This is a genomic window from Fictibacillus sp. 7GRE50, from assembly GCF_015903875.1.
In the GTDB taxonomy this organism is placed as follows: domain Bacteria; phylum Bacillota; class Bacilli; order Bacillales; family Fictibacillaceae; genus Fictibacillus; species Fictibacillus phosphorivorans.
In genome coordinates this window covers 1-17,240 of record NZ_JACZDW010000007.1, presented here as the reverse complement: position 1 = coordinate 17,240, position 17,240 = coordinate 1, and the positions used below count along the sequence as shown (strand labels likewise).

Here is a 17,240-nt window from a genome sequence, read left to right as displayed (position 1 = left end):
AACGATCCCTTTGATCCAGCTCCTACGAATCGTTGATTTGCATTCATTTGTATTTCTCTAACCAGTGGGAAACCATCCCTTTCACATCCCCTGCTTTTTCTTTCATATCTTGAAAAATCATATCCATCAAGGTAAACCAAGATATTTCCTCGCTATAAGGATTGTTTTTATTGATGTATTTCAGCACATGTTTAAGCTCCTTCATTCTTGCCTCGTCTAAGTGTTCCTGAAGGGATACTTTCACAAAGGCGTTCAACAAATTCACATTGCGTATACTGGCATCCAACAATAAAGCTGTTGCTTTGGACGGCGTGACATCCAAAGCAGAAGATAAAACATAAATATCCTCATAAGACGTTTGGGAGAAGCGAGCTGTGATCCGTTCGTTTTTTCCTGGTTGGCATTTCCGCTGCAAGGATTCTCTTCCCCATTCCCCTATAAACACCGTACTCATGAATTGGTAATCTCGTCTGAAGTGCTGCGATAAGTGTTCAATGACTTTTCTTGACCTTAACCCTTTTTCACACAAAAGAACGGCTACGTCCTTTACAGGTGTATGTGTGATGTAAGACAAGCTATATATACAATCTTTAAGATTGCTAGAAATTGTCGGCTTGATGTCGCGTTTTGCATCTGATCTTTTCTTCCTGTTCTTCGTCATAACGGCCTCTACTCTCTCCATTCCTACCCCTCTTTTCCGCATTTTCACTTAGGACAGTGTCAGAGTGTCCTAGACTTTGTTTTATATATATGGGGGATGGGGGATAGATATGTTTAGATTTTCAAAAACCCGTCCATACTTTTATTAAGAGTACTAGCAAAGGGGAAAAGTAAATGAAAATGTCGAAAGAAGAAGCGCAGGTACTAGCAAAAAAAGCGATTGAACAAAGTGAAAAAAGGGGCATCCCCCTCAAAAACAAAAAGAAAAAACAGGCGTAATTCTGCCTGCTGATAAACGTTCGATCTTCGGTTAACCAATCCGGAGATCGATTTATTTTTATTAAAAGGACCTTGATAAGCTCACTTTTCTATACAGAGCGATCACTCGTTTGTTCTCTCTTTCCCACTCTTCATTCCTTAACATGGGAATCTTGTACACCTGCTCCATTTCTGTCATGAGCTCAGCCAATTTTTTGTCTTTTTTATCCCGTGGCCAGTCGGCATGAATAATTTTCTCATAGCGTTGATTGTATGGAACAAGCGTCATTTTTTTGCCTCCTGTTGAATGGATCCCATTCGATATCTCTCTTGTTCTGCATATGTTTGAACCGTCTCATCGGACCAATACTTCACTCCGCCTACAACAAGATCGGGATGCGGTACTTTCCCGCGTTCAAAATATAAATTTAACTTCTGTCGATCGTACCGCAGCCCTTGTTCACTTAAATAGTCCGCAAACTGACTCATGCTTTTATAGTCAGATCCCTCACGAATCAGGGAATACGTTGGCTTCTGAATCAAATACGTATCTTTCCTGAAATATTCCGTCATCAACTCCAATGCAAATTCAAGCCAGTCATTATCAAGGTGACGATACAGCAAACCAAGATCAAACGTCTCCTTTTCCGGATCTTCAAAAAACCACGCTAACTGTAAAAACGTTGCCTGAACATCATCTACTTCCTTCAGCGCTTCATCGACCAGCAGTATGTTTTCATAGGCATGTAGTTTACCCTCAAACTTAGGGAACTTCTCAACAATTCGACGAGTTGCGTTTTTCATGTCTCACCCTCCTATATACATTGTAAACAAAAAATTTCAATATAAATGGCAGAAACGAACAAAAAAAGGGAGGGTTTCCTCCCTCTCTCTTACAATCTAGCATGCTCTTTCAAGCTGTAGTATTTGGCTTTCGTGTTAATGATTAGATGATCTAGCACCTCAATCCCTAGGATCTTTCCGCATTCTACAAGCCTTGCTGTCACCTCGATGTCTTCTCGAGACGGTGTGACATCTTGACTGGGATGCTGATGGCTCACGATGATTGAGGCACTGTTGTTTAGAATTGCCGCCTTGAATACCTCTCTTGGCATGACGATGCTGGCGTTTAACCCTCCCACGTGGCAGCGATGCACCGCAACGACTTGATTCTTCGTGTTCAGACACATCACAAAGAACACCTCGCAATCATCGTCTCCAATAAATTGAGCTGCAACATCCGCAGCATCCTGTGGCGAACGGATAACGAACTTTTCGTTTACCTCCACTTCCTTGATTACCTGTTTGATTCTTACTACTTCATAGATTGTTTCCATTTAACTCTCTCCCTTCCGCGTTTGAGGAAACCTGAACAATTCGCGCAAACAGGGGGAAGGGTTCGCTCACGAAGAAGCGAACTTGCCAGAGAGGAGTAGGAAAAGGCCATGATTTACGGACTTTTTCGTTAGAAAACGAGTGAAGCCCAATGACTTAGGGATCGTTAGGTCACGTTCTTTGTGGCCTTACGGACCCTTAGCCGACTTGGCTTTGCCGATTTCTTTCCCCGAACGCCCGCCCTTCCGGCTGTCATAAGCGAAGTTGTTACACTGAAGAGAACGAAGGAAGGAGAAGAGCACCGCACCGCTTTTGGCGGCTGGAAAAACAGACCGGAAGGGCTGCAGCCGCCTAACGGTGAGGGTTCGATGCCCGAGACCGTTTCCTGTTTAAAGTTTTTTCGGCTCGTTCGGTACGGCGGCGCAAGCCGTAAAGATAGCAGGAACCTACGGCATGTAGGCTTCAGCCGTACAGACCGTGGTTATCGCTCCCTTTAGTGCCGAAGCGACACGTACAGAATGACAGAAAGCGTTCTTTGCTTTCTGATCAGTCTGTAGTGCAGCCGCCCGGATTCATTCTATTCCTATATTTCAGCTCATTCTCTTCTTTCTTTGCCTTCATCTATTTTTCATTAAACTGCTATAATAGAGAAGAAATATTGCTAGAGGTAATGAGTGATACCAACACAATACAAACAATTTATATGAAGATTCAATGGGGGATACAAAGTGATTACATCAGAAGAAATTAAAAGTAGATTATGGGACGGCGCTAACGAACTCCGTGGTTCAATGGACGCCAGCCGTTATAAAGATTACATGCTTGGATTAATGTTCTATAAGTTTTTGAGTGATAAAACTTTAGAAACATTTAAAATTACCAGTGGTTTAGAGAAAATGACTCAATCTGAATTGGTAGAGGAATATACAAAAGCAAAAGCAGAATACGGAGAACAGCTAAATAAAATGATTCAAAATGTGCTCGGTTATTATGTTTCACCTGAGTATCTTTATCAAACTTGGATAAAAGATATCAATTCTGGAGATTTTGAAGTTCAAAAAGTAACGGATAGCTTGAATAACTTTGAACGTACGATTGCCGTGTCCGGTGATACGAATGACTTCAAAGGATTGTTCTCAAGTTCTACGCTGGATTTAACGGATACGGCATTAGGTAGTAACTTAAACGAACGCAGCAAAAATATTAAAGCATTGATTTTGTTATTTGCAGACTTGAACATGGTCGCGTTACAAAAAGGCGATGTACTGGGTGATGCGTATGAGTATCTCATTGGTCAGTTTGCAATGGAGTCCGGGAAGAAAGCAGGGGAGTTCTATACCCCTCGACAAGTCAGTGAAGTTATGGCACAAATTGTAGCAAAAACGGCTGATATAAAATCAATCTATGACCCAACTGTCGGTTCTGGTTCGTTACTTTTAACGGTTAAAAAACATTTAGATGAAGATGTTCAAAAGGATTTAAGTTATTACGGACAGGAAAAGAATACAGCGACCTATAACTTAACTCGTATGAATTTATTGCTCCATGGTGTTCGTCCAGAAAAGATGACGATAAAGAATGGTGATACACTTTCTCAAGACTGGCCAGAAGATCCAGAGCGTCCAAATGAAGGCGTACAATTTGATGCGGTTGTTATGAACCCACCCTATTCTGCGAAGAACTGGAACAAAGCAGGTCTGAAAGTCAGTGATCCTCGTTTCGAAATCGCTGGTGCATTGCCACCAGACTCCAAGGGAGATTTTGCTTTCCTCTTACATGGATTATTCCACTTAGGACAAAATGGAACAATGGCGATTGTGTTGCCTCATGGTGTGCTCTTCCGAGGTTCCACAGAAGGAGAGATTCGAGAGCGGTTACTTGAGAAAAATTACATAGATACCATTATTGGCTTGCCAAGCAACTTATTTACCAATACGGGAATTCCTGTAGCCATAATAATATTGAAGAAAAACCGAGAAACTGGTGAGCCTGTACTTGTTATAGACGCTTCTCGCGGCTTTACTAAAGTAGGAAAACAAAATGTTCTACTAGAGAAAGATATTGCTAAAATTGTAGATACGTTCGTTGAACGTAGAGAAGAAAAGGGTTATAGCCAATTGGTAAAACGAGAGGATATTCTCAAAAATCAATACAATATGAACATTCCTCGTTATATTGAAGCGATTGATGAAGAGATCCCGCATGACGTAGATGCACACTTACTTGGTGGGATTCCTCAAAAGAATATTGACGATTTGAAGGTTTTGCAGTCTTCAGTGCCAGATATTATGGGACAATCCTTCAAGGAAATCCGTGAAGGCTATGTTGAGCTATTGAAACCGGTTGATGATATTTCTTATATGGTCTTCAACGATTCACGCGTTATTGAAAAATCAAAAGAAATCGAAGGAAAAGCAACATCCTTTATTAATAAATATTTCGATGCTTTACGAAATGTAGAAAATATCAGTAAATCATCCCAGTTAATGAATGACATGCTCGATGAAATAAAAGCGATTTTGTCAGCGTTCAACAATATTGATGTGTATGATGGCTATCAAATTGTCGCTGAAATTTGGAAAAATGCATTGTCCCATGATACGGAAATCATTGCTTTAAGTGATTTTTATACAGCTGGACGCACACGTGAACCAAATATGGTAACGAAGGGAACTGGCAATAAAAAACGTGTCGAGCAAGACGGCTGGATCGGCAGTATCGTACCAAATGAGTTGATTGCTAAACATTTATACAGTGATGAACTAGAAGAAATTGAAACAAAGAAAAATCGCATTCAAGAGATTGAAACAGAGCTGTTAGACTTGGTTGAAGCTGCGAAGGTTGAAGATAGCGATGAAGCCAATGCATTAGGCGATACGTTGAATGAAGCCGGTGAATCTTTTGATAACAAGTTGATCAAAGCAGAGTTAAAAAAAGCGGGCAAGGGAACAAGTGAATATAACTATCTGAAAAATGTTGAACAGTTACATGTAGATAAATCAACACTCAGTAAAGCAGTGAAAGCAGATGAAAAAAACCTAAAAGAAGCGGTACAAGAACGAATCTTAATATTAACAAACGAAGAAATCGACAACTTGATGTATGAAAAATGGTTTGGCAATACAGTGGGCGATTTGGTTCGCTTAATAGAATTACCGTTACAAAAGGAATTAAACACACTCCAAATGTTGCGCAATCGTTATGCCGATACTTTATCAGCAATCGACAAAGAAAGTCGTAGTTTAGAATCAACAATCGAAAACTGGTTGAATGAAATGGTGGTTGCGCCATTATGAAAAAAACAAATTTAATACCTAAGAGACGATTTAGAGAATTTCATAATGAAAATGGTTGGAATCAACTTAATTTGAAGAATATCGCTCCTTTACAGAGGGGCTTTGACTTAACTAAATCTTCAATGAAAAGAGGACCCTACCCTGTCGTATTTTCAAATGGAATCGGAGCATGGAATTCCGAGTACAAAGTCAAGGGTCCTGGTGTAGTAACAGGTCGATCTGGATCAATCGGAAATGTATCATATATCGAAGATGATTATTGGCCACACAATACTTCCTTATGGGTTACTAGTTTTTATGATAATTATCCATTATTTATTTATTATCTTTATCAAAGTGTGGACTTAACTAGGTTTGGAAGTGGAAGTGGAGTACCCACGTTAAATAGAAATGACGTCCATGATTATTCTACTTCTGTTCCTAGAATAGAGGAGCAAACTAGAATAGGAAATTTTCTTAAACATATAGAGGATATTATCAATCTTCACCAACGTAAATTAGAAAAATCAAAAGCGTTAAAATCTGCTTACCTTTCGGAAATGTTTCCTGCTGAAGGTGAGTGCGAACCAAAACGGAGATTTGCAGGATTTACGCAAGCTTGGAAACAAAAAACTGTTAGTGATTTGGCTGATAGATATGATAACTTGCGTATACCGATTACTGCATCAGATCGTGTAGCTGGCAAAACACCGTATTATGGGGCAAACGGCATTCAAGATTATGTTGAAGGATTTACTCACGATGGTGAGTTTATTCTAATTGCAGAAGATGGAGCAAACGATTTGCAAAATTATCCCGTTCACTATGTCAACGGCAAAGTTTGGGTAAATAATCATGCTCATGTTTTACAAGCAAAAACAGCAGTCACGGATAACAAGTTTCTAATGAATGCAATGAAGCACCTAAATATTGAGCCATATTTAGTTGGAGGTGGACGTGCAAAACTTAATGCTGATGTGATGATGAAGATTAGCTTACAAGTACCAGAATTAGAAGAACAAAAGTTGATTGGCTCTTTTTTTGCAAGCCTAGACCATCTCATCGGTCACCATCAACGTAAACTAGACAAGCTTCAAAATCTAAAAAAAGCATACCTACATGAGATGTTTGTTTAGGGGGAGATTTAGTCATGAGCAATGCGCCAAAAAGTGCTGCTGAGAAAACGTTTCAAGAGAATTTTGTAAAAGAACTACAGAAATATAAATGGGAAGCGCCTGATTTTCTAGATGGAAATAAGCAAAAAGTTACCGTTGCTGACCTAGTTAGACATTGGCGTAAAGAACTCAATCGTATCAATGCTGATCAGCTTGAAGGCGTCGAATTAACGGATAATGAGTTCAATCAAGTCATGTCTAAAGTTAATCAAATCAGCAATAGCTATGAGGCTGCAAAAATATTAGCCATTGAAGAATCAAAAGGCAAGATTGACGGTATTTATCGTGATGACAACCCCCATATCACAAGAAAACAAATCACTTTGACGATCTTTAAAAAAGCTGAAGTACGTGGTGGAGATTCAAGCTACCGGATTGCTAGGGAGGTACAGACGCCAAATAACAACCGTTTTGATATTGTCTTACTTATCAACGGCCTACCTTTAATCAATATTGAGCAAAAACGTACGGACAAAACGCTTGATAAAGCATATGGGCAGTTTATGCGTTATTATCGTGACGGTGAGTACAGTCATAACTTCATGGCTTTTTCGCAGATGATGGTCATCACTTCTGAAATCGCTACTCGCTATTTCGCTACACCGAAAACAGCACAAGACTTTAATCTTAGTTTTGTCTTCCATTGGGCTGATAAAAAAAACAATGTTGTAAATGCTTGGGAAAAAGTCATCGGGCAATTTTTAATGATTCCAATGGCGCATCAAATGGTAGGAGATTACTTAGTCATTGACGAAGCTCGCGAGGAAGAAAATAGACGGCATATGCTCATGCGCCCTTATCAAGTACATGCCTTGCAGGCTGTAGAAGGCGCAGCATTCGGTTGGGACAATAAGGATAAATTACCCCACGGTGGATTTGTATGGCACACGACGGGCTCAGGGAAAACGATTACGAGTTTTAAAACGGCTTTGTTTCTATCGACGAGAGCTGGATTTGATAAAGTTGTTTTTCTTGTTGATCGGCGTGAGCTTGACAACCGCACCAGTGAAAATTTCAAAGCATACGCAGCATACGAGTCCGTGTCTGTTGATGATACGAAACACACCTATCAACTAAAAAAGATACTCAAGTCACCTAAAAATGGAATTGTGGTAACGACAACATTCAAACTGAATTCCTTAGTGAAAGAACTGGAAGAAGCGCAAGATGCTGGTTTAGCAGATAAGAAAATTGTTTTTATCATCGATGAAGCCCATCGTACGACAATGGGTCAGATGATGGGAACGATTAAACGATATTTCAAGAAAAACGGGCTCTTCTATGGCTTTACAGGCACACCGCTATTTGATGAAAATAAGATTAAAGGTAAAATAGACGAAAAAAGTGAAGTGATCAATACGACTGAAAAGCTATTTGGACCTAATCTTCATCAATATACGATTGATGAAGCAATCGCAGATAAAAACGTATTAGGATTCCATGTTGACTATATCAACACTGGGGAATTTAAAAGCTATGAAGATTTAAGAGAGCAACTTGTTGAGAAAATGAAAGAAGAACATCCTGATTTGGCTGATAGAGAAATTGAACGCCAAGTTCAAGAATTATCCGAATCCGACGTAGAAAGACAAGCGAAAAAAAGAAACTTGCTTACATATCATGACGAAACACATATTCCGCGCGTTGTAGAAGAGATTCTGAATAACTGGGAATCACAATCGCAAAGAAAGGAATTTAATGCGATTTTGACAGTTGCTTATAAAAATCGTGTCATGGCTTATTATGACGAATTCAAAAAACAACTAACAGCGCGCAGGGAAAATTTGAATGTGGCAATGACGTTTAGTTTCGGTAACGAAAATGACCCTACACCATTAGATCCTAAAATTGTAAAAGATATGTTTAAGGACTACGCTGCATTTACAGGTATTTCGTTTGTTGCCGGTGATAAAAAACACGGCGAGGATGCTTACTTTGAAGACGTTGTGGAACGTGCTACTCGGGGTGGAAGTGGACGAAATCCAAAGAATATAGACCTCGTGATCGTGGCAGATCAGCTTCTGACAGGTTACGACTCTAAACGTTTGAACACACTTTACATTGATCGTTCACTTGAACTTCAAGGTTTAATTCAGGCCTACTCACGAACAAATCGTGTGTTTGGTCCAGCTAAAGAATTCGGTACGATCATTAACTTTCAGTACCCTCGAATTACTGAAGAAATAGTAAATCAAGCTTTGAAATTGTATGGAAGTGGTGGCAAGAGTAGCAAAGCAATTGTGGAACCCTATGAGACATCCGTAAAGAAGTTTGCAATAAAAATTGCTGAATTGGTGCCGACTTTACCTGATCCCACAGATTGGCAAACGATCGAACATGATGAGAAGAAAAAAGAAGCATTCCTACTTGCTTTCAAAGATGCTGCTGAGCAGTTGAACCTGGTGGAGCAATACTACGAATTCAAGTGGAATGATAGTACCTTTGGAATGAATGAGCATACGTGGTTGCAATATGTCGGTGCGTTTAAAAACTTAACCTGGCAGCCTGGTACTCCTCCCCTGCCATCACCTGTCAATATTCTTGTCGGTAAAACAAAATTAGCAGGCACCCAAGTAATCGATGCGGATCATATTCTTAGTTTAATCGATTCAAAAATCACCTCATCAAATGGCGTGCAAACAGTAGATAGTGAAACACTGCGTATCATCTATCAACAAATTCAAGAATTAAGTAATATGGGAGATAATGAACAAGCCCAACTGTTAAGAGAGTTTGTCGATACTGAGTTGGTACCAGGAAATTTATCTAGTAGTATGAATTTTGATGAGGCATTTGAAATATGGAAAGAAAATCAAATGCAAAAAGCAGTAAGTGATTTCTCTTCGGAGTGGGGACTAGATAGCAAGCTGCTTGAAAAATCAGTTAGCTCATATTCCCCTTCACAGCCAGATACTGTACCATACATCAATGAGCTCATTAGTAGTATTGATTTTGACAAAGCAAAAAATCAAACGGCAGGCAATAGGTTAAGACATATAATGACATTAACTGAAAACCTTCCAAAGTTGATTGCTGAGATAAAGCATAGATATAGCTAAGTGATTGAAAATTTTAACAATGCCCGCAAATACGTAATTTTAGAAAAGGAGGCTTTTTATAAGTCTTCTTTTTTCATGTGCATATAGTAACTCTATAAATTACCAAAATTAAAAAGATGCAAATTTACTATCACCTATCAAAAACCACCGTTTTTGATAGACACATAATCCCACTACATTTATGTTTCTTTTTCATTGAGACGTTATTCCAAAACTCATACCAAAAACTATAATTCAAAAAGGTGCGTTAATGATATAATAATTATATAAATAGAACGGTAGGAGGTTATCTATGTGATTGTTGGATATGCAAGAGTGAGCACCGCGGATCAATCATTAGATTTACAGATGGATGCGTTGAATGAATATGGATGCGAAGAGATTTTTCAAGAAAAGATGTCAGGGGCTAAAGATGATCGGCCAGAATTGAACCAGGCATTAAGGATGCTGCGTGCTGGGGACAAGTTTGTTGTCTATAAATTGGATCGTCTTGCACGATCAACTAAAAGATTAATAGAGATCGCAGATGAATTAAAAGAGAGAGATATAGAGTTTGTAAGTCTTCAAGATAATATTGATACAAGTACACCAGCTGGAAAAGCGATGTTTGGGATGCTCTCCGTTCTTGCGGAATTTGAAAGAGACATTATTAGAGAGAGAACGATGGCAGGACTTAAAGCAGCAAGAGCACGCGGAAGAAAAGGTGGAAGACCGAAGGCAAACACTCAAAAGTTACGGCAGGCAATCATATTGTATAAATCTCGTGAAATGACAGTAAAAGAGATCCAGCAAGAAACAGGTATTTCTCCATCGACACTCTATCGCGCACTTTCTGAAGAAAAATAATAGTCGCCATGAAGGCGACTTTATGTAACTAGAGCAGGAGCACTAGAGTAAATGGAACATAGGGGGATGGGAAATTATGAAAGTGATTTACAAAATAACTTATCCTAATGGCAAAATCTATATAGGAAAAGACTTAACTAATACTTTAAATTATTTTGGCAGTGCTAATAGTAAGTTGATTGAAAGGGATTTTACAAGAGAAGAACAAAGGGACTTTACTATTCGTAAAGAAATAATATGGGAATCAGAACTAGCAACAGATAAAGAGGTTAATGCTAAAGAAGTGGAATACATAAGATTCTATAATTCAAACAATCCTCAGATCGGTTACAATCAATGGCCAAGATTAAAAAACGAAATTCTTTCCTAAAAGGATTTCTAAAGTTTTTTGTACGTTTATCCGAATCTAACAAAATATCTACTTTGTTAGACTCGGATTAGTGCGAGACATAATCTCAACTAATAGATCAGCTATGATTTTTGCATTCTCAAATAGAATGCTATTTTTAGTGAATGGATCAATATATTGTCCAAGTCCCTCACTAAGAGTAACTTCAAACTCATCCGTCTCTACTATCATACCCGACATTATCGTGTCACTTTTACTGATTTCTTTATAATGCATTAATACCTGACAAGTTGAAAAAACGAGTGGTCCGAGCAACTCTTCACTCTGAGTATCCATGTCTTCAGCTATTCTTTCGTTAAGAACAAAATCAATCCCATCATCACTTTTGTCAAATTGAAACAAAAAAATCAAGTCTCAGATCCCCCGTCAATACTGACCGATAAAGTAGCTGGCTCCATATCCTCTATCGGCGATGAAGTTTGTTTTTCATAAATATACTGACCTCTATATGGCTTTTTCACTTTGGAATCAGTTGTCATAACACGATTCATAAATTGCGTAATGTTTCCAACGCTTTTTCCTGTACTCTTTTCAACGGATGCAGCTATTTCCTTTCCACTAATCGCTGCAGAGTGTTCTTTTAATACTTTAATCGCTTCTTTCGTAAAAGTGGTATGCTTTCTTTTATTTTTTCGTCTCTGAGATTTGGTTTTAACCTGAGCAGAAGCAAGTGTTGCTTCTGGTTTTATTGTTTTGGAAGTGGCGTTTGTTGTCTCCGCTTCCTCATCTAATTCTCTAATTCGATTCAAAATTTGACTTCTTTCCTTTTGAAATTCTTGTATGATTCGAATTTCTAAATCTTGAATCTGTTCTAGTCTCATCTTCATTGCAGCTCTTTCATCAAACATACATTTCCCCCGTTACTGTTTCTATACTTTAAATTTCTTCAAGAAGTTACAAAATCCTGTATATTCTTTATGATGATTTACCAAGCAATTACTAATTATATAATTCTAGGAGCACCTAGAATTTATTGTAGATGGACTCATTCTTAATTCTTAATGCTTTTGTATTTAAATTAAAGAGTGAAGTTCTTGTTCATTTGATTTATAGTATGAATAAACACATGTAGAGGATGGTGTAATATGGGAAGAACTAGTTCGAAAATCAATGATCTACAACGCAGAGTAGCTCAACTCGAAGAGAATGATCAAAGAAAAACAAGAGAAATAAAAGATATAAAACGACAAGTTGATTTATTAACTGATGATAGAATTATACAAATGTTACAAGAAACAAATTCACCATATTCTAATAAACCGAGATACTCATATGATGAAATAGCCTCAGCATCTGGCCGTTCAACAGGTTATATTTCCAACTTAGCAAAAGACAATGGTTTATCAAGAAGAAATTTAAAATCAATTTAGTAAAAAGACTTTAAACAAAATCCTTCAAGCTCATAAAGAAAAAACTCTCGTTTCACACAACGAGAGTTTTTTCTTTATTGTAAACCTTGCGTATGTTGGTATCTTACTGTAAACAAAGGATCGTTTTGATAGGCGAATGTGACCGCCTTACGATTTACGTTTGGCATTTCATAGAAAATTTCACTTATTTCTGCTCCGTTCAAATCAATACCCTTTGTTTCGTTTGGATCTGGTTCTGCAAATCTTGGAAGAACTACAGTTACTTCAACTCGTCCACCTTGAACAATACCTAAACCATCAAATGGAACTCGGATTTGGAAATCATAACTGTCTGGAAGACCTATAGCAGCTAATGGAAAAATCTTATATTCATAAGACAATTCGTAAGTATTCACAGCACCTGCGATGGGAACAAGTGGTGTCTTTTTAAGAATGGAGAGTAGGAGCAGTTTAGCTGCATCTTCTAATGTCCCACTCGGGTTTCCGTTTAAAGCTTGCGTTTGAATATCATCAGTTCCAGATAATAAGGTGCTTGCTTTAAACGGTGTCACTTCAAGATTTTGGAGCTTCAGTAGATCTAATATTCCTGGTGTTACATTCACTCCACTTGGAACATAATAATCTTCTGTAATAGGCTCGTCCGTTTGAATCGTTGTTTTAACGGTTACGGTATCAAAAGCGTTGTTGTTAAATCGAGAAGTTCCGTTCACAAAAACCATGACATCTTGAATCTTAATGTTAGCCATATTGATTCATTCCTTTTTTTATATATTTTTGTTATCATGGAAATACTGTTTTTTATATAAAATTTTCAATTAAGTAGGACGTTGCCGCGTCCTACTTTTCTTTTCGAACACCTTTAAAAGGAGCCGCACTACTCGTTTTTTGGTCCATAAAACGACCAGTTGTTGCATCTCGCTTAATAAAATTACCGTTTGGTCCTTTGAACTGACTTCTTGATTTGACTGCACCAATTCGGCCATTTCCTGCACTTCCGTTCTTCGCCACCGCTTTCACAGCATCTGATTGGCAGCATGTCTCAGCTGAAATAAAATCAACAAAAGCGTTCAACTCAATCGATGTCCATTATTACTACTGGAATCAGAAGGGTACCGCCTGGTTTGATGCCATGCGTCTAGAATTAGGTGCTTCACATACTGTTAATACGTATGACGCAAATGAAAACTATGTAACCAGCATCAAAAACCCACTAGGTGATACCGTTTCATATCAGTATGATGCGGCTGGAAATCAAACGGCTGTGACAGATGGAAAGGGCCAAAAAACGTCCTATGCATTTGATGCACGTAATTTATTAACCAAAGTGACCGATGTGAACCTTGGTGTTACACAATATGGCTATGATGCTACTGGTAACCGAACTACTGTTACGGATGCTAAAAACAATCTTACTAAGTATGAGTACAATGAGTTTGACCAAGTTTCTAAAATTATTAACCCGTTAAATCAAGCTATTCAGTTTGAATACAACAAAAACGGGGATCATACAAAAGTCAAATATCCAAACGGGAGCACGGTTTCTAATACGTTTAATGCTTTTAATCGTTTAGAAAAGGTTCTTTACAATGGTGTAGAGAAATGGCGCTATGGATATGATGCTAATGGAAACATTACGTCCGTAACCGATGCATCAGGAAAAACAACAACATATACCTACGACAAGAATAAAAAGGTAACTGAAAAAGCAGAAGGTGCATCTAATAAGGTTGTTTACGGCTATGACGACAACGGGAATACAACTGCTTTAACCGCGACAGCTGGTACAACTCAGTTTACGAATGGATTTTCCTATAATAAACTTAACCAGTTAATCGCTATGTCTCGTAGTAATTCCGATATTGTACGCTTTGTTTATGATGAGCGTGGAAATGTAATTTCAGAGAAACGAGCGAACGGTACGTACTCAGCTTATGAATATGATAGCAACAACCGCCTTCAGTCCGTTATCAACTACAATGCTAGTGGGGGTATCGTCGATAAGTTTATTTACACTTATGATGCCAACGGTAACTGGACTGGAATTGCAACAAAAGATGGAAATCTTTCTTATCAGTACGATACATTAAACCGATTAACAAAAGAAATCTTAAAAGATGGAACAACCATTTCTTATGAATACGATGCAGTAGGCAATCGTACAAAGAAAGTTGAGACAAAAGGAACAACATCTACTACTACGTCTTACACTTACGATGCTGCTAATCAGTTAATAAACAATAACGGTAAAGCACAGACGTATGATGCCAATGGAAACTTGACAAATAACGGTGACAAAACATTTGTTTACAACCAAGAAAATCGCCTCATCGAGGTGAAAGATAAAAATGGTGCATCCGTGGGTACCTTCACGTATGATGATCAAGGCCATCGAAAGAGTATGACCACATCAAGTGGAACAGTTCATTACTTTTATGATGAGGATAAAGTTATTTACGAAACGGATGGAAATAATAATATCCTTACAGAATATACGTGGGATCAAGAAGGCAACCCTGTCACGATGACGAAAGGTGGCAAGACTTACTATTACCACTTGAATGGCCACGGCGATGTCATTGCTTTAACAGATGTAAGTGGGAATACAGTTGCAGAGTATAGCTATGATGCATGGGGGAATATCCTATCCCAGACAGGCACAATGGCGTCTTCCAACCCTTATCGTTATGCAAGTTATCGATTTGATGAGGTTACAGGTCTGTACTATTTAAAAGCTCGCTATTATGATTCAGATACAGGACGTTTCATCACGAGAGATACTTTCCATGGTTTTGAAGACGATCCAAAATCGTTAAACCAATACGCTTATGCTCATGGGAATCCTGTTCGCTATGTGGATCATGATGGAAACTGGGTATGGTTAGTATTTAATGCTGCTTTGGCTACGTATGACGGATATAAAGCTTATAAGAAAGCTAAAGCAGAAGGAAAAAGAGGATACAAACTATGGTCTGCTGTTGCATGGGCAGTTGCCGGGAACTATATTAAGGTTGGAAAGATAAGCAAGTATCTAAAACTTGCTAACAATGCAAGGTCTTTAACAAAAGGAATAAATAAATCATTGTTAGAGGGAGATAGAGTCATTCTTTCAAAATTCAAGAATGGAAAAAATGGTCGGTTCAGACTTGAAAAAGACAGAGGTAAAAATAGTGGTGTAGGAGGACATGGGGGAAGCACTTGGAAGCTAAAGATTGAAGGCGAAAGAGGCTATTGGACATTGTCTTCTACCGGTAAAGTTTTAAGAAGAAAATAATTGATAAAAAGAAAAAGGGATATTTACAGATGTAAATATCCCTATTTATGAGGTGATAAGTATGGGTGTTGAAAGACCTTCAAAAGATGAAGTGAGGCGTCTCACTAATATTTTTAAGCGGCTTGATATCGAGGAAGAAGAATTTCCCAATAAACATTTTTTTATAGGTATTTTAGATCGTTTCAATTATTGTTTATCAGAGACGGAAGCTTCAGAGCTTTTATCGTCATTTGAATATGACATGCTTTTTGAAGAATCTTATCTCAGTTTTTTTAATAAAATATATTCCTTGAATAACTATCAAACTTTTATCTTTTGTCCTTACTTGAAAAGTTTATCTGAAAATGAAATTAAGGTAATTAGAGAAAACTTTAAGAGAGATGATTTACTACTATTTGAGAAACTATTAAGCCTTGAAACCGATTTATACGAGGTTCGGAATGTCAGTTATCTTAGATTATTTGTGAAGCTGTCAACTAGATCCTTATGTTTTTCTAACTTCTTTTTCCCAATAACTGAATCTTTAATTATTGGAAATTATGACTTGGCCTTCCCTGTATATAGTCGAAAGGAAAATACACTTTACAGTTATGAAAAAGTGGCTAATGATTATGGGTTATATATTAGGAGAAGCTAACTTTCTTTTTCCTGTGTATAATTGTAAGAAAAAACAGTAAAATATGAACGAATACTATTAGAAAGGTAGAATAAACAACATGAATGAACACAAAGTAGCAGGATTTTGGATAAGATTAGGATCAATTATTATTGACGGATTATTACTTATACCACTTTATCTTCTTTGTAAGTTAATAGGTGTATCTGACATCGCCACAGAAATATTTGTAAATAGCATTAATTTTTTATATTATCTCATTATCCCTGTGATATGGTCAGGTTTTACAGTTGGTAAAAGAGTAGTAGGGATTAAAATTGTTCGTACAGATGGCAAAAAAGTTGGAATTAGTACAACATTAAAACGATATATTTTAGCTTCACTTGTTTATGTTATAACACTTGGACTTGCATTCATTATCAGTGCATTTATGGTAGGGTTACGAAAAGATAAACGATCTATACATGATTTAATTGCAGGAACTCAAGTAATTTATACGTCTAAAAATTAAATCAGTCTTGAAAATTACAAAGAGCTACCTTACTAATGTAGCTCTTTTTCTAATTGGGGCATTTGCTTATAAACTCCACTGATTTTCTCATTTACAATTTCAAATTGTATAGAAACTCACGGGTTATCTGACGTTAAAATATGGGTGTCTCCTAACGGTTTGGAAATAAAAGTAAGCAAGTGACCCATTTTTACACGTATCTCGGCTGAACCCCTAAAGAGCTCATAAGAATTCTCAATCTTTTAATCCAGCATTAATCATTCATTGTAATCAGAACACTCGTTCTAATATAATGAAATAAGTGGAGGGTTTTATTATGATACGTGATCGTGGAAACAATATTAAGTGGACAGCATTGATACTTCCAGAACATGTCAAGGAACTAAGAGCCTTTGATTCGGATCAAACAAAGAAAGAGAAACCTGAACTTGATGAACAACACCTATCACTCATGT

18 protein-coding genes are annotated in these 17,240 nt (G+C 37.6%); 10 read left to right on the top strand and 8 right to left on the bottom strand.

Annotated features, from left to right (window positions below; genetic code table 11):
- Positions 1 to 43 precede the first annotated feature (43 nt).
- From IHV12_RS20040 to IHV12_RS20025, 4 genes are all read right to left on the bottom strand, one after another.
- Entirely contained in the window at positions 44 to 682 is a 639-nt protein-coding gene (locus IHV12_RS20040; protein ID WP_231620817.1) for a hypothetical protein, read from the bottom strand.
- Between the two features lie 318 nt (positions 683 to 1,000).
- Entirely contained in the window at positions 1,001 to 1,207 is a 207-nt protein-coding gene (locus IHV12_RS20035; protein ID WP_197192050.1) for a hypothetical protein, read from the bottom strand.
- On the bottom strand, positions 1,204 to 1,722 hold the full coding sequence (locus IHV12_RS20030) for a hypothetical protein (protein ID WP_197192049.1): 519 nt from the start codon (positions 1,720 to 1,722) through the stop codon (positions 1,204 to 1,206). The genes IHV12_RS20035 and IHV12_RS20030 overlap by 4 nt, the downstream gene beginning before the upstream one ends.
- Positions 1,723 to 1,811: 89 nt before the next feature.
- Entirely contained in the window at positions 1,812 to 2,255 is a 444-nt protein-coding gene (locus tag IHV12_RS20025; protein WP_197192048.1) for a JAB domain-containing protein, read from the bottom strand.
- A 726-nt stretch (positions 2,256 to 2,981) separates the two neighbouring features.
- Between IHV12_RS20025 and IHV12_RS20020 the strand changes: the two genes are divergently transcribed.
- From IHV12_RS20020 to IHV12_RS20000, 5 genes are all read left to right on the top strand, one after another.
- A complete protein-coding gene (locus tag IHV12_RS20020; RefSeq protein WP_197192047.1) occupies positions 2,982 to 5,549 on the top strand; it encodes a type I restriction-modification system subunit M in 2,568 nt (855 codons plus the stop codon).
- On the top strand, positions 5,546 to 6,664 hold the full coding sequence (locus IHV12_RS20015) for a restriction endonuclease subunit S (protein WP_197192046.1): 1,119 nt from the start codon (positions 5,546 to 5,548) through the stop codon (positions 6,662 to 6,664). Before IHV12_RS20020 ends, IHV12_RS20015 begins: the two co-directional genes overlap by 4 nt.
- A gap of 14 nt (positions 6,665 to 6,678) precedes the next feature.
- Positions 6,679 to 9,762 carry a type I restriction endonuclease subunit R gene (locus IHV12_RS20010; RefSeq protein ID WP_197192045.1) on the top strand — a complete coding sequence of 1,028 codons (3,084 nt, stop codon included), beginning with the start codon at positions 6,679 to 6,681 and terminating at the stop codon, positions 9,760 to 9,762.
- 294 nt (positions 9,763 to 10,056) lie between these two features.
- A complete protein-coding gene (locus IHV12_RS20005; RefSeq protein WP_197192044.1) occupies positions 10,057 to 10,608 on the top strand; it encodes a recombinase family protein in 552 nt (183 codons plus the stop codon).
- Between the two features lie 76 nt (positions 10,609 to 10,684).
- Entirely contained in the window at positions 10,685 to 10,978 is a 294-nt protein-coding gene (locus tag IHV12_RS20000) for a GIY-YIG nuclease family protein (protein ID WP_197192043.1), read from the top strand.
- 48 nt (positions 10,979 to 11,026) lie between these two features.
- Here IHV12_RS20000 and IHV12_RS19995 read toward each other — a convergent pair whose 3' ends face one another.
- Together IHV12_RS19995 and IHV12_RS19990 are read right to left on the bottom strand one after the other, a co-directional pair.
- Positions 11,027 to 11,368, bottom strand: a complete 342-nt coding sequence (locus tag IHV12_RS19995; protein WP_197192042.1) for a hypothetical protein — start codon at positions 11,366 to 11,368, stop codon at positions 11,027 to 11,029.
- Positions 11,365 to 11,865: a hypothetical protein gene (locus tag IHV12_RS19990; protein ID WP_163103562.1), complete on the bottom strand. Its 501-nt coding sequence runs from the start codon at positions 11,863 to 11,865 to the stop codon at positions 11,365 to 11,367. Before IHV12_RS19990 ends, IHV12_RS19995 begins: the two co-directional genes overlap by 4 nt.
- A 237-nt stretch (positions 11,866 to 12,102) precedes the next feature.
- Between IHV12_RS19990 and IHV12_RS19985 the strand changes: the two genes are divergently transcribed.
- A complete protein-coding gene (locus IHV12_RS19985) occupies positions 12,103 to 12,387 on the top strand; it encodes a hypothetical protein (protein WP_197192041.1) in 285 nt (94 codons plus the stop codon).
- A 74-nt stretch (positions 12,388 to 12,461) separates the two neighbouring features.
- Here IHV12_RS19985 and IHV12_RS19980 read toward each other — a convergent pair whose 3' ends face one another.
- Together IHV12_RS19980 and IHV12_RS19975 are read right to left on the bottom strand one after the other, a co-directional pair.
- Positions 12,462 to 13,133 carry a hypothetical protein gene (locus IHV12_RS19980; RefSeq protein ID WP_197192040.1) on the bottom strand — a complete coding sequence of 224 codons (672 nt, stop codon included), beginning with the start codon at positions 13,131 to 13,133 and terminating at the stop codon, positions 12,462 to 12,464.
- Between the two features lie 91 nt (positions 13,134 to 13,224).
- Positions 13,225 to 13,458 (bottom strand): hypothetical protein, encoded by a 234-nt coding sequence (locus IHV12_RS19975; RefSeq protein ID WP_197192097.1) that lies wholly within the window; start codon positions 13,456 to 13,458, stop codon positions 13,225 to 13,227.
- 58 nt (positions 13,459 to 13,516) lie between these two features.
- Here IHV12_RS19975 and IHV12_RS19970 point away from each other — a divergent pair, with 58 nt between their 5' ends.
- The 4 genes from IHV12_RS19970 to IHV12_RS19955 all read left to right on the top strand — a co-directional run.
- The gene (locus IHV12_RS19970; RefSeq protein ID WP_231607569.1) at positions 13,517 to 15,658 is read left to right on the top strand and encodes an RHS repeat domain-containing protein; all 2,142 of its coding nucleotides are present in this window, start codon (positions 13,517 to 13,519) and stop codon (positions 15,656 to 15,658) included.
- A gap of 61 nt (positions 15,659 to 15,719) precedes the next feature.
- A complete protein-coding gene (locus IHV12_RS19965) occupies positions 15,720 to 16,295 on the top strand; it encodes a hypothetical protein (RefSeq protein ID WP_197192038.1) in 576 nt (191 codons plus the stop codon).
- Between the two features lie 79 nt (positions 16,296 to 16,374).
- Entirely contained in the window at positions 16,375 to 16,785 is a 411-nt protein-coding gene (locus IHV12_RS19960) for an RDD family protein (protein WP_197192037.1), read from the top strand.
- 316 nt (positions 16,786 to 17,101) lie between these two features.
- The coding region (locus tag IHV12_RS19955; protein ID WP_231620822.1) for a YolD-like family protein at positions 17,102 to 17,240 on the top strand (139 nt) is incomplete at its 3' end.

What these genes read in the sequence shown, in the direction of transcription:
- IHV12_RS20040 (WP_231620817.1), bottom strand. Translation starts at nt 682, where the DNA reads ATGGAGAGAGTAGAGGCCGTTATGACGAAGAACAGGAAGAAAAGATCA.
- IHV12_RS20035 (WP_197192050.1), bottom strand. Translation starts at nt 1,207, where the DNA reads ATGACGCTTGTTCCATACAATCAACGCTATGAGAAAATTATTCATGCC.
- IHV12_RS20030 (WP_197192049.1), bottom strand. Translation starts at nt 1,722, where the DNA reads ATGAAAAACGCAACTCGTCGAATTGTTGAGAAGTTCCCTAAGTTTGAG.
- IHV12_RS20025 (WP_197192048.1), bottom strand. Translation starts at nt 2,255, where the DNA reads ATGGAAACAATCTATGAAGTAGTAAGAATCAAACAGGTAATCAAGGAA.
- IHV12_RS20015 (WP_197192046.1), top strand. Translation starts at nt 5,546, where the DNA reads ATGAAAAAAACAAATTTAATACCTAAGAGACGATTTAGAGAATTTCAT.
- IHV12_RS20010 (WP_197192045.1), top strand. Translation starts at nt 6,679, where the DNA reads ATGAGCAATGCGCCAAAAAGTGCTGCTGAGAAAACGTTTCAAGAGAAT.
- IHV12_RS20000 (WP_197192043.1), top strand. Translation starts at nt 10,685, where the DNA reads ATGAAAGTGATTTACAAAATAACTTATCCTAATGGCAAAATCTATATA.
- IHV12_RS19990 (WP_163103562.1), bottom strand. Translation starts at nt 11,865, where the DNA reads ATGTTTGATGAAAGAGCTGCAATGAAGATGAGACTAGAACAGATTCAA.
- IHV12_RS19985 (WP_197192041.1), top strand. Translation starts at nt 12,103, where the DNA reads ATGGGAAGAACTAGTTCGAAAATCAATGATCTACAACGCAGAGTAGCT.
- IHV12_RS19980 (WP_197192040.1), bottom strand. Translation starts at nt 13,133, where the DNA reads ATGGCTAACATTAAGATTCAAGATGTCATGGTTTTTGTGAACGGAACT.
- IHV12_RS19970 (WP_231607569.1), top strand. Translation starts at nt 13,517, where the DNA reads ATGCGTCTAGAATTAGGTGCTTCACATACTGTTAATACGTATGACGCA.
- IHV12_RS19965 (WP_197192038.1), top strand. Translation starts at nt 15,720, where the DNA reads ATGGGTGTTGAAAGACCTTCAAAAGATGAAGTGAGGCGTCTCACTAAT.
- IHV12_RS19960 (WP_197192037.1), top strand. Translation starts at nt 16,375, where the DNA reads ATGAATGAACACAAAGTAGCAGGATTTTGGATAAGATTAGGATCAATT.